This window comes from Paenibacillus tabacirhizosphaerae, from assembly GCF_040812395.1.
Lineage (GTDB): Bacteria > Bacillota > Bacilli > Paenibacillales > NBRC-103111 > Paenibacillus_E.
Map to the genome: position 1 here is coordinate 168,483 of NZ_JBFNXH010000004.1, position 14,698 is coordinate 183,180.

A 14,698-nucleotide genomic window follows, 5' to 3' on the forward strand; every position below is an offset into this window, starting at 1 on the left:
CTTATTTAGAACTTTTTTCGTAATGCTTCCACAGCTCCGTATAGGACGTCGTAACCGCTGTCGCTCCCGCCTGCAACGCAAGATCTACATCGTTAACAGTGCGAATGAGGCCGCCAGCGAAAATGGGAATCCCCGAGCGTTCCTTCACTTCAGTAATAATGTGCGGAATGACCCCAGGCAGCACTTCGATGAAATCAGGCTTCGTCCTCTCCAGCAGTGCATAGCCCTTATTTAAAGCTGAACTGTCGAGCAGAAAAAGCCGCTGAATCGCCAACAGTCCGTTCTGCTTCGTCTTCGTGATCACATTTGCCCGCGTAGAAATCAGTCCTGCCGGACGTATGCTTTGGCACAAAAACTCAGCCGCATACTCGTCATTTTTCAAGCCTTCGATCAAATCCGCATGCAGCAGCAGCTTCTTTCCGTTTGCTCGCGCAAGATCGACAATGCTTTTGAGCTGGCCGATATGACTATCGAGCAGCACAATGTACGTGTAGCTTGACGCAAACAGCTTTTCTAAATCTTTGATTTTGCGAATGGCCGGTAAAATACGCTGCTCTTGCAACGACATGATGTTCGTCTCCATTTCGTATCGTGAAATTCCAGAACAAAAAGACTCACGAAAATCGCCGAATTATTCATTTGGCAATCTGCGTGAGTCTCCTGTTCTCCGTCACATGTATGAACTTATTTCCATTCTATCTACCCCGACACCCCGTGTCAATGGTTATTGGTTCCTTTGAAACCCTTCCACCCTATTGCCTTGTGCGCGCAGCCTGTTTCACGTATTGAAACCAAATGACCGCTTTGCGCGTATAACATACATGAAATATACGAAATATAAGCAATCATCATAGGAGGATTTTAGAACAAATGGACCCCGAACACACCAGCTTTTGGAGCTTACTGAAGAAAGGCAACATGTCATCCGCCAATGCAGCCATTGGCAACACCTTCATCGCCATTGTCAAAGGCATTGCAGCCGCCATGACAGGTAACGGCGCAATGTTCGCTTCAACGATGCACTCCGTAGCCGATGCCGTGAATCAAGCTTTTGTTTTTACAGGCAGCGTACTTTCCGAAAAGAAACCCACACGTCGATTCCCGACTGGCTTCGGGCGTGTGATTCATATATTTTGTATGATCGCGGTTATCGTGGTCACGATTATGGCTTACGAAACGATTAAAGAAGGCATTCATTTGCTCAAACACCCTGTTCATTCATCCGGTTTATGGCTGAATTTGGCCGTACTCCTCCTATCCATAGCAGTCGATGGCTACGTGCTAGTTAAAGCGATGAAAGAGGTTGTGCACGAAGCCCGCGTTGAAGCTCACGGATTGGCCAAAGTTGCTGCCTCCTTCAAAAATATCAACCGCGCTGCGCCGTCGACCCGGTTAGTTTTTTATGAGGATTTGGTCGCAACGACAGGATCATTGCTCGCTTTAATCGCCGTCGTTGTCACTTCCGTCTCCAATTTCGCCGTCCTCGATGGCATCATGACGATCGTGATCGGCGTTCTGATGGTCGGCGTCGCGTTCCGGGTCGGCTACGACAATATGGTCGGATTGATTGGAGTCGCTGCTCCTCCGGAAGTAGAAGATAAAGTCGCACAAATTATTTTCTCCGAAGCCACCGTCACCGACATTTACCAGATGCGCGTATTGCAAGAAGGACGCTACTACCACGTGGAAGGCTTGATTGAGCTGGATCGCGGTTTATCGCTTGCCGATGCTGACGACATCAAGTTCAAAATCCGCGAGAAACTGCTGCTTGACCCGCACATCACAGACGTAACCCTCGGCATTATCGAGGATAACGGCGTCAGAAACTGGGTGTCGGTGCATAACCGCTAACTCACGGGATTACGGACCTGATCAACTTACCAAAAGACTGCTGTACGGAGCTACCGTTCAGCAGTCTTTTTTCCGTCTCTGGTTGCGCTTCCCAGCCTTGGAACGCCACCTCACTTCTGTAAGCGCCACAATGGGCGCTACAGCACCGTATTCAAGCGCTCCTTGTCACGTAGCGCCCTAAATGGATCTTTCAGCTCCATCCAGCTTCCCTTGCTGGAGCCTGCTTCTCCTGTAAGCGCCACAATGGGCGCTACAGACCCGTCTTCACGCGCTCCTTAACCCGTAGCGCCCAAATTGGACCTTTCAGCTCCATCCAGCTCCCCTTGCTGGAACCTTCATCTCCTGTAAGCGCCACAATGGGCGCTACAGACCAGACTTCTACGCGCTCCTCTACCCGTAGCGCCCTAAATGGACCTTTCAGCTCCATCCAGCTCCCCTTGCTGGAGCCTTCATCTCCTGTAAGCGCCACAATGGGCGTTACAGCCTTGTTTCCACGCGCTCCTCTACCCGTAGCGCCCAAATTGGCCCTTTCAGCTCCATCCAGCTCCCCTTGCTGGAGCCTGCTTCTCCTGTAAGCGCCATAATGGGCGCTACAGACCAGACTTCTACGCGCTCCTCTACCCGTAGCGCCCTAAATGGATCTTTCAGCTCCATCCAGCTTCCCTTGCTGGAGCCCGCTTCTCCTGTAAGCGCCAAAATGGGCGCTACAGACCAAACTTCTACGCGCTCCTCTACCCGTAGCGCCCAAAATGGACCTTTCAGCTCCATCCAGCTTCCCTTGCTGGAGCCTGCATCTCCTGTAAGCGCCACAATGGGCGCTACAGACCAGACTTCTACGCGCTCCTCGAACCGTAGCGCCCTAAATGGACCTTTCAGCTCCATCCAGCTCCCCTTGCTGGAGCCCGCTTCTCCTGTAAGCGCCATAATGGGCGCTACAGCTCTTTCCCACAAAAAAAACGCAAGAAGCCCACACAGCCTCTTGCGCTTTTTTAATTGTCCGCAATATGCAGCCCCCGCAGGTAAGTAGTCAGCAGTCGCCTCAAACTCTCATCGCGCTCAAGCTCCATGCGAAATCCGTTCTTGAGTTCTAAAGAGGCGAAGCCGTGCACGATGCTGCGAAAGCCGCGAACCACATGCAGCGCATCATCCTGACTGAGCGCGTACGGCTCCAAGAGACGCAAGATGAATCCTACCACTTGACTGCTCGCTTGCTGCAATTCCGGATCCCCATTATCATGCAGAGATGCCATCGCATCATACAATCCCGGCTGCTGCCTCGCGAAAGTCACATAGGCGAAGCCAGCGGCTAGCAGCGCATCCGCACCGGCCTTTCCGAGAACAGCTTCCACCATCGCTTCTTTTATCCGAATTAAACTGATCAGGAAGAGTTCTCTTTTAAGACCCGGCAAGCCCTTAATATGGTTGTATAAGGAAGGTGTCTTAACGTTCAAATTAGTAGCCAGCGCGGCTAGCGTCACCTGTTCAACCCCATGAATGTTAGCGAGCTCGATAGCCGCTTGTAATACAGTTTCTGCATCTAACCCTTGTCGGTATGCCATGTCTGCCCCTCATCTCTAAATACTTGCTACTTCTATATTAATCTTTTTTGCCGCTTCTTCCAACGCTTTATCCATAACTGGCAGCGGATTCTCAATCATGTTCCCGTGCCCGACAGCAAGCACACTTGGTTTCAGATCTCTAAGCTTACGCGCGCTCTCCAGCGACACTTGTTTATTCCACGTAGCCATGGCGGGAAAAGGGAACCACGCTTTCAGCACACCGGACACGGCAACGCCGCCGCGTATCTGGAACGCATCGCCGGCAATCAGCGCACGGCTGCGCACATCAAGGAACGCCATCATCCCCGGCGTATGCCCAGGAGCGGCAACAGCCTGTAGAGAGCCGACCCGGTCGCCATCCTGCAAAAGCACATCGGGCTTCGTTTGCACCGCTCCCGGTTTCGGCACGCCCCCTTTGATCGGCGTATTAGGTTCGCCGGCTTCCAGCTCCATACTTCCCGCTAACAGCTTGGCATCTCTTTGGGAGATGTACACCGTCGCCTGCGGCAATGCTTTCTTCAAGCCATCCAACGCACCGATGTGATCGCCATGGGCGTGTGTAAGCACGATGCGCGTAATGGGCTTTCCAATCTTTTCAGCGGCTTCCATAATTCCCTTTACGCTAAATGGAAGCGCAGCATCAATCAATGTCAATTCCTGCTCTTCCTCCACCAAGTAACAGTTCACTGGAAAGAACCTCGGCATAAAAGCTACTTGATACAAACCGCCAATACGTGTCAATTTCATTTAAAACGCCTCCCGTTTACTATTTATATTAGTATAATAACTAATAACATTAGTTTAGTCAAGGGGGTATTTTCCATCTCCCTCAGATCAAAGGAGTTTTCATCCGATCTATGGTAAAATAAGTCATACGTTTGAACCAACTAATCTGGTTTATTTTCATAAAGTGAGGGTACCCACGTGAATACAGAAACATTAGCGCTTTTTCGTACGTTGACGGAAATGCAAGCTGCGCCGGGCTTTGAGCGGGACATTCGCAAGTTCGTTCGCGGCGAAATGGAGAAATATACGGACGAGTTCATCCAGGACGGGTTAGGCAGCCTGTTCGGCATTTTGCGCGGCGATGAAAACGGTCCAAAAGTGATGGTTGCCGGACACTTCGATGAAGTCGGCTTTCTCGTGAACGGCATCACGGAACACGGCACCATCAAGTTCCAGCCGCTCGGCGGCTGGTTCTCTCAAGTGCTGCCTGCACAGCGTGTGCAGATTATGACCGAGCAAGGGCCGATCATCGGGGTGATCGGCTCGACGCCCGTGCACCTGCTGGACGAGGCCGCACGCGGCAAGCCCGCAGATATCAAGTCGATGTACATTGACATCGGCGCAGAAGACAAAGCCGATGCCAAGCGCATCGGCGTCCGCATCGGGCAGCAGATCGTGCCCATCTGCCCGTTCACACCCCTGGCCAATCCGAAGCGGATTATGGCCAAAGCTTGGGACAATCGCTACGGCGTCGGCCTCGCGATTGAGCTCATGAAGGAGCTTCATGGAACGAAGCTCCCGAATGTCCTGTACGCCGGAGCGACCGTACAGGAAGAAGTAGGCGCGCGCGGCGCCCAAACGGCGGCGAATCTCATCCAGCCGGATCTGTTCTACGCGCTGGATGCCAGCGCCGCCGGCGATATGACCGGCGACCGCAATGCGTTCGGCCAGCTCGGCCGCGGCGCGCTGCTGCGCATCTTTGATCCCACGATGATTACCCATCGCGGGCTGGTCGAGTTCGTGCTGGATACGGCGGAGACGCATAAGATTCCGTATCAATATTTCATCTCTGCCGGCGGTACGGACGCCGGGCAAGTGCATCTGCAAGGCAGCGGCATACCATCCACCGTTATCGGCGTCTGCGCCCGGTATATTCATACCTCGGCGTCGATTCTGCACGTTGACGATTACGCAGCTGCCAAGGAACTGCTGATCAAGCTTGTCCAGGCAAGCGACCGCACAACGCTGAACACGATCCTTGCCCGGGCTTGAGTGGTTTGGGCTCTATGCGCTTTCATGGGTTAGGTATCTGCAGAAAATAAAGTAATAGACCAGAAAAATATTTTCGCTTGATGTAGAAATTCATGGATCTGAATCGTCTTTATAGTGAAGACATGAAACAACCCCATTATGAGTGTTGAGAGGAGCAATAACCATGAATTACACACTGCTTATGTATGAATCGACGGAGGATTTCGCCAAACGAATCGATCCGATTCACAAGGAGGCATATGTCGCAAGCTGGACACATTATGTCACAGCGATGATTGAGTCCGGCATTGTGATAAGCACCGCAGGTCTCCAGTCCCCGGAGACGGGAACCACGCTCAGCCGGAAGGGCGGCGAATTGCTGGTTCAGGATGGCCCGATCACCGAAACCAAGGAGCATATTGGTGGTTTGGCCATCATCGACGTGCCCGATCTAGACACCGCCTTGGAATGGGCGGCACGTTGTCCCGGCAGCTCGGTTGAGGTCCGCCCTACCTTGTATCCGATTTCGAAATGAGCGCCATGCATGCTCACCAAATGATTGAACAGACGGCCCGTGATTCCTACGGCCGTCTGGTTGCGTTTCTGGCTGTGCGCTGGCGTGACCCGGCTGCAGCGGAGGATGCGCTTGCCGACGCTTTCCTGGCTGCGCTGGAATCATGGCCTGCGACCGGAGTGCCGGATAATCCCGAGGCCTGGCTGGTCACTGCTGCGCAGCGCCGACTGATCGACGATACCCGGCATGCCCGCGTGCATGCCGGTGCGGAGCAGACTTTGATCGCAATGGCGGAAAATATGCAGCAATGGGCCGGACTCGAAGCGTCTTTTTCAGATGAACGGCTCAAAATGCTGTTTATTTGCGCCCATCCCGAAATTGATCCAGCCGTGCGTACACCGCTCATGCTCCAGTCCGTGCTTGGCCTTGACGCAGCCCGCATTGCTTCTGCCTTCGTTGTTAAGCCTGCAACGATGGGGCAGCGCCTTACCCGCGCGAAAGCGAAACTAAAGAGCGACGACATTACATTCGACTTACCCGGTAAGGACGAATGGCCGGAGCGCCTTAATGCCGTGCTTGAAGCCGTCTATGCAGCCTATGGAAGCGGCTGGGACGATATTGCCGGCGTCGATCCGCGCCGGAAGGGGCTGGCCGAAGAAGCGATTTTCCTGGGAAGGCTGATCGTGCGATTCATGCCGGGGGAACCGGAAGCGCTGGGCTTGCTGGCTCTTATGTTGCATTGCGAGGCGCGCCGCCAGGCGCGGCGCGATGAGGCAGGCGGCTATGTGCCCATATCCGAGCAGGATCATTCGCGTTGGTCGATCGGGATGATCGAGGAAGCGGAGCATTGCCTTCGCACTGCTGCTCAAGGGAACCGCATCGGGCGGTTCCAGCTTGAAGCGGCGATTCAATCCGTGCATGCGCAGCGTGCCCGGACTGGCCGTACGGAATGGGAAGGAATCGCGCTGCTATACGAGGGGCTGGTAGGCATCGCTCCAACGATCGGCGCCATCGTAGGCCGCGCGGCAGCTGTTGCCGAAGCGCGCGGCGCCGAAACCGGGATGGCGCTCTTGGATGAAATACCGGCAGAAGCGGTCAAGAGCTATCAGCCTTATTGGGCGCTGAGCGCCTATTTGTTCAAAAGGATGAAGAGGTTCGAGGAGGCCCGCGCCGCATATAGCCGGGCCATCGGATTGTGCATGGATCCCTCCATTCGAGCGTTTCTGGAGAAACAATTCGTGAATATTAGTTGTTTCACTTCACCGGATGGAACCGAACTGCCGTCGGGCCGTTTTCGTGACTGATAGACGAAGGCAGGTAAAACCCTGACCTCAGCCTGATCAGAGATGCTGTACACATGTACTGCTAGGCACAGATCTCTCGGGGAACGTTTGTTCAATAAAACAGCAGCAGTCTAGGACTTTATTTTCTAGTCCATGGCTACTGCTGGTTCGTTTTTTGGTTCAGTCTAATACTCTATTTTCACAGAACATTAGGGGTTATGCACTTTAGGGCTTACCCGGTTTGAAGCTTGAGCACTCGGGATCCGGCATCAGCCCGCGGGACTCAACGGATCCGACTTCGATTAAATAGAAATGAGGAACTTCAGTACGCTATTCTGCTAAATTGCCCTGTTTTGAACTACGAAACGGAACTACAGTGCGCTAAATAGGGGAAATTCACAAGAAAACCCTTATTTTCTGATGCATAAGGTACCGACGTTCCGCGAAATAACCACATAATCGAATGTGGCTATCAATAAGGCACCCACGTTCCGCTCAGCGATTTAAAAGCGCCATGTTTTAACTCGACGATGGGCTACCTGAAAGCATGAAATAACGTGCTGCCCCAAAAGCCGGATTTGAATTTTATTACACGCCACTGGAGTATGGATCAACAGCAAAGAAGCCGCCATCTCCACTTTGAGTGGTTTTAGCGGCTTCTGAATTTCGGGACTGATTCATTCCACCCTACCCTTTCGGATCAGCCTTTTTCACATTGTCTCATAAGGGGTATATGTCCTTCGGCCCATTCCTTGCCCGGCGCCCCATCCATTTTGATACGTATAGAACAGTTGTTCCAATATATGGTATAATTAACGGCATAGTCAGAAATTCGCAGGTTGACCTCCAGAAAGAAGGAATTATATGAGCCATGTGATTCGCCTAGCAACTCCTGAAGACACAACGCTTATCAGCATGTTCATTACGAACTTGACCGGTAAAGCAATCTTCCCGCTTCATATCGAAAACAGGCTGCATTTCATGCGTAATCACCCTAATGAAATGCTGTATGTGTATGAAGAGAACAAACAGATTCTCGGCACACTCGGTTTTCGGATTCGACCTGAAGAGGGTACCGATGTGAAAATAAGCGAAGTGTCGATTATATCTTTTGATGAAACCAATGGATCGACGGACCCTTCCGATAAATTGAAGCAATATGCGGAAGAGCTTGCCAGCAAACATGCCTGTACGGGCATATGGTGGATTGCAGGTTCCGAGCAAAAAAATGGCACGCATGCCTCGAACCAGACACTTAGGCATCAAGAAACGGGATATCGGTTCGTCAAACGATTTCTGTAGGCTGGAACTTTTGATCAAGCCGCTCGTGTCTTAAACGAGCTTTTTCACTCTTCTTTCTTCAAGCCAAGCGCTAATTCTTGCAATGGACATAGGATCGCCGTAGTAGTAACCCTGCATCACATGGCAGCCTCGCGATTGCAAGAATTCAATTTGCTCCATGGTCTCTACGCCTTCGGCTACAACTTCCATGTTCAAATTCGTAGCTATTGCAATGATGCTGCTAATAATGGCTTGCTTGGAGGGAAGTTCGCTCTTCCGGATAAAAGCTTGATCGATCTTCAATGTATCCAGGGGCAGCTCATCCAAGCTGCCTAATGAGGAATAACCCGTACCGAAGTCATCCAGCGCTACTTTCACGCCGAGCTCGCGAATGGTATGCAGCTGCTGAATCGTATCGATCACGTTATTCATAGCAATCGACTCCGTAATTTCGACCTCCAAATAGCGGCCTGGCAGACCTGATACCTCCAACGCTTCCTGAACCATGTCGTAAAGAGCATGACTTTCAAAAATACGAATCGACATGTTTACCGAAATTCCCGCATGCACGAGACCTCGATCCTGCCATTCTTTATTTTGCAAACAGACCTCTTTCAATAACCAGCGGGTCATCGGCACAATCATTCCGGTATCTTCAGCCACAGGAATGAATTCTCCGGGCATCACTAGTCCAAGCTGTGGATGCTGCCAACGAAGCAGCGCTTCCAGACCTACAAGTTGATTCAGTCCTGGATCCCACTTTGGCTGATACACGATCGTAAAATCCTCATGAACCATCGCCTTGCACAAGTCTCTCTCCAACAGCAGCTTGCGCTGCTGGCTTCGATTAATCTCCTCGTCAAAAAAATGATACCGATTCTTACCCGCATTCTTTGCGCTGTACAAGGCGGCATCGGATGCTTTCAGCAAAGTGGAACGATCCGTACCATGCTGAGGGGCAAGGCTGATGCCCACGCTTCCCGTCATATACAGCTCATGCGTCTCTATGAAATAGGCTTCCTTAATGCTATTTAAAATCGTTTGGGCAATCTGCTCGATTTTCCCAGTGTTAGCTTCTCTAGTAATGACCAAAAATTCATCGCCGCCCAGCCGAAATAGCGTGCCTCTATCACCGACACAGCTTCGCAGTCTGTCCGCTACCTGCTGAAGCAGCATATCACCGATATCGTGCCCCAGCGTGTCATTAATCGTTTTAAACCGGTCCAAATCAACAAATAGAAGCGCGCCGCTGACAATCTTGTCTGATTGCTCGTTAAAGTAACGCTGCAAATCGTGCCTATTCGGAAGATTCGTTAAGTGGTCGCTGTAAGCCATCTTCTCTAATACATGGCGATCGAAGAAAATTGCCCCCCACGAAACAGCCAAAATGAAAAAGGTGGACAACGCTATGCCAATTAACAAAAAGAGTTGCGATTGCCCTTCGCCTGCCATAACCTGATGAGCATCACTGCTATATGTAAATTGAACCGCTGCCATGCCGGTATAGTGCATACCACAAATCGCAATGCCCATGACGACCGCACAGATCAGCTTCCAGAGACTGAAATCAGGATAATTCCGTAGCCTGTGAAACAAGTATAATGCCGCATACGAAGCGATAAGCGCAATTCCCCCTGATAGAAGCCACAGCGTAATATCATAGGTGATTAGCATGGTCCCACTCATCGCGGACATACCTGTATAATGCATGGCGACGATACCGCACCCCATAAATAAGCCGCCCAGTCCATACCCCCAAGGCCCAGAATGACTCTTCGCGGTAAGTTGAAAAGCAATAAAAGATGCCAATATGCTCCCAAGTGAAGATACTATCGTTATGGTTACATCATAGGTTACATTCGTATCCATATGATAGGCCAACATACCTATGAAATGCATGGACCAAACACCAACTCCCATGACCAAAGAGCCCGCGATCAACCAGATGACTCGATTCCTGCCATGAGAATGTGAAACCTTCCCCGCTAAATTAAGCGCTGAATAGGAGGATAATACCGCTATGACAAAAGAAAGCAAAACAATCCAGCCATTAAAATGACCTTGCATATTCCCCATCTAACCAACTCGCTTCCATTCTAAGAAGTATGACTATTGTCCTATTATATGACAAACTGACTGGTTTTTAATATAGCGAACCCTCTCATTTTTTGTAATTGAGAGAATACAAGAGAAAACGAAAGAATGGGCTAGGATATATCCCCTCATTCACTTATATCTAAATATTCTGAATATTTACAATATTATAATAATAGAGTATATTGAATTCAGGCTCACTTGCAGGACAAGCTTTTAGCAGCACTACGGAGCAATGAGCCGGCATCATATCCATAACAAGCAAAAGGAAAGGGGATAGTCCAATGGACCGTGTTAGCGAAGCATGCCCTCGATACCTGCAAACTTGAAGGAAAGAGGTGCCCGAAACTTTCGTCAACCTTGGGGCATGTGGGAATGAGAAGTTCACCAGAGGCGTATATCCGAGGAAAGGATGGCTTAAACAGTTTAATTATGCAACGTCAGTTGTTCGATGGGAGCGTGCTTGGTTACAATTGAATAGGAACTATTGCGCATAGGGATCGCCGGTTATCTTGGATAAGCGGGATCCCTATTTGCGTTGTCTGATTCTGATACCGGCAAAAGAACGGTGAACGTCGTGCCCTTGCCAATCTGGCTCGTTACAGAGATAGAGCCATCATGCATTTCGATGATCTTCTTCACGATGGAAAGTCCTAGCCCGCTTCCTCCCGAAGCGCGATTTCTGGATTTATCCGCTTTATAGAAGCGCTCAAAGATTTGGGACTGATCCTCTTCTGTGATGCCGACGCCATTATCGGAGATGCGAATCGCGGCTTCTTTTCCGTTTCTGGTCAAATGGACGCCAATCGTTCCCCCGCTAGGTGTGAACTTGATCGCGTTGTGAATGAGATTGATCCACACTTGACTTAGCAAATCTTCATCGGCTGTGAGGCTTACCACGGCGAGATCGATGTCCATTTCGATGGCTTTATCCACCCACTGCGGCTCGCATGCGAGAATATGATTGCGCAGCTGCTTATCCAGCCGAAAGCTTGTGGCCTCGAAAGGGTGGTGCTGAGATTCCAATGACGAAAGCTTGAGCAGGTTATCGCTTAGCTTGGATAATCGGGTGCTCTCCGCTTCGATAATTTCAAGGTAGTGCTTGCGCTCTTGCGGCGTAATCGCATCGTTCTGCATCGCGCGGGAAAATCCGCTAATCGAGGTCAGCGGTGACTGGATCTCGTGAGACACATTGGAGATGAACTCCTGCCGCATTTTCTCCAGTTGGCCCAGCTCTTCAGCCATATGGTTGATCCCGTCGATCAGCTCCACAAAGTGGCCGTTATGCGGACTATTCTCTACCGTTACATTGAAGTCACCCCGAGCCATGCGCCTCATGGCATCAATCATCGCCTGGAAAAAATCCATCTGCTTGGAGCGGAAGTATCTCCCCAGTAAGGACATGGTTACTCCCCATAACAGCATGCCGCCTAGCGAATTGATCAATTGAACGACCACCTCGTACGGACGTTTATCGATATAGGCATAGAGCCATCCCGTGGCATAGAAAGTCGCCAACCAAAAACCAACGATCAATAGAAATATGAATACCGCCAAAAGAAACCCGCGAAAGTGTTCTCCGCGGCTTTTCTTGTTCATGCCCTTCGGGCGTCTCCCGCTCATGCGCGCAGCACCTCCATCCGATACCCCAGTCCACGGATCGTGCTAATTCGAAAAGCGTGCTGCTCCTCCGGGAACCGCTCCCGCAGCCGATTGATATGCACATCCACCGTGCGCTCGTTGCCTTCATAATCGAAGCCCCAGATCTGCTCAATGAGCTGATCCCGCGAGAAGGTCTTGCCCGGGTAGCTCGCAAGCTTATACAGGAGCTCGAATTCTTTGAGCGGCAAAGTAACGCTCTGGGCGCCGATCGTTACTTCGTATGTCTTGCGGTTCATGGTCAGATCCCCGACCTGCACCGTTTGGGACGAAGCGATTTTGTACCGCTTGAGCAGCGCTCTTACGCGCACCGCGAGCTCTACAGGCTCGAACGGCTTGACGAGGTAATCGTCCGTGCCCAGTTCAAAGCCCTTGACCTTCTGCGAAGTCTCGCCTTTGGCCGTGAGCATAAGCAGAGGAAAATCATAATGCTCCCTCAGCTCCTTACAAAGCTCCCAACCATCCATATTCGGCATCATGACATCCGTGATAACCATATCAACCTGAATGGTTTCCAGCATCTTAAGCGCTTCAACACCATCGGAGGCTTCGATAACGTCGAAGCCCTCGTTCAGCATGAAGACGCGCACTAGCTCGCGAATATAAGGATCATCATCGACAATCATAATTTGCGCCATTACGGATCAAACCCCCGTCTTCCAACGTTTGTCATACATCTTAGCATACTTTATAAGCAGCCGTTAAACGAATTCCCGTTTGCTGCACTGCTGCATCTTTGTTCACCACGATGCTCATCATACAGACTTCGATCGATGAGACTAGCATAAAGGATATTTATAAACGGAATATAAACCGAGTAGACGCTTGCGATGGAAGTTGCGCTTTTTTTCAAAAGTCATTTATGTTACATTTTGGAAGAAGAATACATACCGATTCAAGGTGGTCAAAGACGCGATGATGAACAACGTATTTGATGTATTTGAAAAGCTTCAAACCGAAGAAGAAGCGACAGCCTTCCAGCACAATCTGCTGCAAGCGGGTTATTCCGGCTTCCGCAGCCTGCTGGACGGCTTCACGGAAGCACTTAAAACAGCGATGGATGCGGAGATCGAAGAGTTGGAGCGCACCATTGGCAAAGCACGCCGTCTCTTTCCCGAGCCCGTCCTATTCAGCCCATCATGGGAGCGCATATGGCCGGAGCTCGAAGCAACACTTGCAGCCAAGAAGGGCGTGCTCGAGACTGTTTCCGCAAGCGACCGCGGCGGCGAATGGCAGGTTATTCTGGACAACCCCCTTGCGGTGCAAGAGGTTGTTTGTTACCCTGGGCTGCCTTTCCAGGAGGCTGCTTATCTGTACGCTTACTTCCGTCCGCAACTGGAGAAATCGGAATATATCCGGCTGCAGAAGATCCAGACTTTGATTCAAGATACCGGCGCATAAGTGCACTCCAGGACCTATTGGTTCTGGGGTGTTTTTTTAGTTCAGGGATTCGGCAGAAGAACCATTCAGGTTAATGAAACATTTGAGGCAGCTGTCTAGCGTGGGGGTCAGCCGTGTAGCCTGCCTGCCAAATTGCTCGGAGACACTAACACAAACTCATCCGAAATACTGGGCATATTTTGAATGGCCATTGCTAGATTTCAGTGAACCCTCAGCCTGTTCTCAGACCACTTTCAGCCAACGCTTTTATACTGACAATGACTACAACAAGCGAAGGGGATTTCAACATGAAAAGAACGCGCCAGCTACACTTATGGATTGGATTAATTTGCTCCGTATTTATTCTCTTACAATCGATTACAGGATTGCTTTTATCGGAAAAAGCACTGCTCGGCTTGGGCGAAGGCATGGAAGGGAGACCTCCTCAGTCTGTTGCAGGAATGAATGGATCAACAACGGCGAATAGCGGTAACGGCGATGCCGGACAAACCAGCGCTGACGACAAATCGGCAGCTCAAGCAAATCGGCCGCAGTTTGGCGGCGACCGCGAAGGTGGCGGCAATACAAGCTTTATCGGCATTGTGAAGGGCCTTCACGAGGGTAAAATCGGCCAGACTAATGTAAAATGGCTAATCGACCTCACGGCGCTTGGGATGATTGTGCTTACAGCGACTGGCATAATGTTGTCGATTAAAACGCTGCGGGCTCAGAGCATACAGCGGAAGCGGCGGGCAGCGGCTGAGCGCTGATGCGGTGAGCAGTAGGCGCGCGGCGGGGCGGGGCTTGCTCTGCCTCAACCGGGCAGGGCTGCTCTGGCTCGGCGCTAAGCCGAGATTAGCTGGAAAATATCCAGCTAATCATTGCTTTTTAGCGACTTTACGTAATATAACGGGAGAACCTCCCGCTATATTACTCAGATTCGATTGATTCGCTCATAGCCGAGCGAATTAGATGGAGCTTTTCCCGGTAACGCTTATACAGTAAGAAAGTTAAATAAAATTAACTGGACGTTTTCCCGCTAAATTTAACCAAGGCCTCTAAGCGAGGTGGAATGCCTCTGAATACATCTGACATTTACC

15 protein-coding genes and 1 pseudogene are annotated in these 14,698 nt (G+C 50.8%); 8 read left to right on the forward strand and 8 right to left on the reverse strand.

Annotated elements, in window-relative coordinates; translation table 11 throughout:
• Nucleotide 1: 1 nt before the first annotated feature.
• On the reverse strand, nt 2–568 hold the full coding sequence (locus ABRS97_RS09280) for a glycerol-3-phosphate responsive antiterminator (protein WP_367813130.1): 567 nt from the start codon (nt 566–568) through the stop codon (nt 2–4).
• A gap of 302 nt (nt 569–870) precedes the next feature.
• On the opposite strand from ABRS97_RS09280, the gene ABRS97_RS09285 reads away from it, so the two are divergent.
• Nucleotides 871–1,851, forward strand: a complete 981-nt coding sequence (locus ABRS97_RS09285; protein ID WP_367813132.1) for a cation diffusion facilitator family transporter — start codon at nt 871–873, stop codon at nt 1,849–1,851.
• A gap of 250 nt (nt 1,852–2,101) precedes the next feature.
• Here the strand turns inward: ABRS97_RS09285 and ABRS97_RS09290 are convergent, their stop codons facing one another.
• From ABRS97_RS09290 to ABRS97_RS09305, 4 genes are all read right to left on the reverse strand, one after another.
• Entirely contained in the window at nt 2,102–2,320 is a 219-nt protein-coding gene (locus ABRS97_RS09290) for a hypothetical protein (RefSeq protein ID WP_367813134.1), read from the reverse strand.
• 8 nt (nt 2,321–2,328) lie between these two features.
• Nucleotides 2,329–2,775: a hypothetical protein gene (locus ABRS97_RS09295; RefSeq protein WP_367813136.1), complete on the reverse strand. Its 447-nt coding sequence runs from the start codon at nt 2,773–2,775 to the stop codon at nt 2,329–2,331.
• 65 nt (nt 2,776–2,840) lie between these two features.
• Nucleotides 2,841–3,410 (reverse strand): TetR/AcrR family transcriptional regulator, encoded by a 570-nt coding sequence (locus ABRS97_RS09300; protein ID WP_367813138.1) that lies wholly within the window; start codon nt 3,408–3,410, stop codon nt 2,841–2,843.
• Nucleotides 3,411–3,425: 15 nt separating this feature from the next.
• Complete coding sequence (locus tag ABRS97_RS09305) at nt 3,426–4,157, reverse strand: MBL fold metallo-hydrolase (RefSeq protein ID WP_367813140.1); 732 nt, start codon at nt 4,155–4,157, stop codon at nt 3,426–3,428.
• Between the two features lie 177 nt (nt 4,158–4,334).
• Between ABRS97_RS09305 and ABRS97_RS09310 the strand changes: the two genes are divergently transcribed.
• The 5 genes and pseudogenes from ABRS97_RS09310 to ABRS97_RS09330 all read left to right on the forward strand — a co-directional run bounded on the left by ABRS97_RS09310 (nt 4,335) and on the right by ABRS97_RS09330 (nt 8,486).
• Complete coding sequence (locus ABRS97_RS09310; protein WP_367813142.1) at nt 4,335–5,408, forward strand: M42 family metallopeptidase; 1,074 nt, start codon at nt 4,335–4,337, stop codon at nt 5,406–5,408.
• A 163-nt stretch (nt 5,409–5,571) separates the two neighbouring features.
• On the forward strand, nt 5,572–5,922 hold the full coding sequence (locus ABRS97_RS09315) for a YciI family protein (protein WP_367813144.1): 351 nt from the start codon (nt 5,572–5,574) through the stop codon (nt 5,920–5,922).
• A 20-nt stretch (nt 5,923–5,942) separates the two neighbouring features.
• Nucleotides 5,943–6,140 (forward strand): annotated as a pseudogene (locus tag ABRS97_RS09320) (sigma factor); the annotation flags it as partial.
• A 48-nt stretch (nt 6,141–6,188) separates the two neighbouring features.
• Nucleotides 6,189–7,205 carry an RNA polymerase sigma factor gene (locus ABRS97_RS09325; RefSeq protein ID WP_367813627.1) on the forward strand — a complete coding sequence of 339 codons (1,017 nt, stop codon included), beginning with the start codon at nt 6,189–6,191 and terminating at the stop codon, nt 7,203–7,205.
• Between the two features lie 843 nt (nt 7,206–8,048).
• Nucleotides 8,049–8,486, forward strand: coding sequence for a GNAT family N-acetyltransferase (locus tag ABRS97_RS09330; protein ID WP_367813146.1), 438 nt, complete (start codon nt 8,049–8,051; stop codon nt 8,484–8,486).
• A 30-nt stretch (nt 8,487–8,516) separates the two neighbouring features.
• On the opposite strand, the gene ABRS97_RS09335 is transcribed toward ABRS97_RS09330, so the two are convergent.
• The 3 genes from ABRS97_RS09335 to ABRS97_RS09345 all read right to left on the reverse strand — a co-directional run bounded on the left by ABRS97_RS09335 (nt 8,517) and on the right by ABRS97_RS09345 (nt 12,856).
• Nucleotides 8,517–10,541 (reverse strand): bifunctional diguanylate cyclase/phosphodiesterase, encoded by a 2,025-nt coding sequence (locus tag ABRS97_RS09335; RefSeq protein WP_367813148.1) that lies wholly within the window; start codon nt 10,539–10,541, stop codon nt 8,517–8,519.
• 525 nt (nt 10,542–11,066) lie between these two features.
• Nucleotides 11,067–12,182, reverse strand: a complete 1,116-nt coding sequence (locus tag ABRS97_RS09340; RefSeq protein WP_367813150.1) for a HAMP domain-containing sensor histidine kinase — start codon at nt 12,180–12,182, stop codon at nt 11,067–11,069.
• Complete coding sequence (locus ABRS97_RS09345) at nt 12,179–12,856, reverse strand: response regulator transcription factor (protein ID WP_367813152.1); 678 nt, start codon at nt 12,854–12,856, stop codon at nt 12,179–12,181. Before ABRS97_RS09345 ends, ABRS97_RS09340 begins: the two co-directional genes overlap by 4 nt.
• Nucleotides 12,857–13,133: 277 nt before the next feature.
• Here ABRS97_RS09345 and ABRS97_RS09350 point away from each other — a divergent pair, with 277 nt between their 5' ends.
• Nucleotides 13,134–13,619, forward strand: coding sequence for a hypothetical protein (locus tag ABRS97_RS09350; RefSeq protein WP_367813154.1), 486 nt, complete (start codon nt 13,134–13,136; stop codon nt 13,617–13,619).
• 287 nt (nt 13,620–13,906) lie between these two features.
• Complete coding sequence (locus ABRS97_RS09355; RefSeq protein WP_367813156.1) at nt 13,907–14,368, forward strand: PepSY-associated TM helix domain-containing protein; 462 nt, start codon at nt 13,907–13,909, stop codon at nt 14,366–14,368.
• Nucleotides 14,369–14,698: the final 330 nt, after the last annotated feature.

Coding starts and splice junctions, on each gene's coding strand:
- ABRS97_RS09345 (WP_367813152.1), bottom strand. CDS start 12,856: ATGGCGCAAATTATGATTGTCGATGATGATCCTTATATTCGCGAGCTA.
- ABRS97_RS09340 (WP_367813150.1), bottom strand. CDS start 12,182: ATGAGCGGGAGACGCCCGAAGGGCATGAACAAGAAAAGCCGCGGAGAA.
- ABRS97_RS09350 (WP_367813154.1), top strand. CDS start 13,134: ATGATGAACAACGTATTTGATGTATTTGAAAAGCTTCAAACCGAAGAA.
- ABRS97_RS09330 (WP_367813146.1), top strand. CDS start 8,049: ATGAGCCATGTGATTCGCCTAGCAACTCCTGAAGACACAACGCTTATC.
- ABRS97_RS09295 (WP_367813136.1), bottom strand. CDS start 2,775: ATGGCGCTTACAGGAGAAGCGGGCTCCAGCAAGGGGAGCTGGATGGAG.
- ABRS97_RS09285 (WP_367813132.1), top strand. CDS start 871: ATGGACCCCGAACACACCAGCTTTTGGAGCTTACTGAAGAAAGGCAAC.
- ABRS97_RS09335 (WP_367813148.1), bottom strand. CDS start 10,541: ATGGGGAATATGCAAGGTCATTTTAATGGCTGGATTGTTTTGCTTTCT.
- ABRS97_RS09305 (WP_367813140.1), bottom strand. CDS start 4,157: ATGAAATTGACACGTATTGGCGGTTTGTATCAAGTAGCTTTTATGCCG.
- ABRS97_RS09280 (WP_367813130.1), bottom strand. CDS start 568: ATGTCGTTGCAAGAGCAGCGTATTTTACCGGCCATTCGCAAAATCAAA.
- ABRS97_RS09325 (WP_367813627.1), top strand. CDS start 6,189: ATGGCGGAAAATATGCAGCAATGGGCCGGACTCGAAGCGTCTTTTTCA.
- ABRS97_RS09300 (WP_367813138.1), bottom strand. CDS start 3,410: ATGGCATACCGACAAGGGTTAGATGCAGAAACTGTATTACAAGCGGCT.
- ABRS97_RS09315 (WP_367813144.1), top strand. CDS start 5,572: ATGAATTACACACTGCTTATGTATGAATCGACGGAGGATTTCGCCAAA.
- ABRS97_RS09355 (WP_367813156.1), top strand. CDS start 13,907: ATGAAAAGAACGCGCCAGCTACACTTATGGATTGGATTAATTTGCTCC.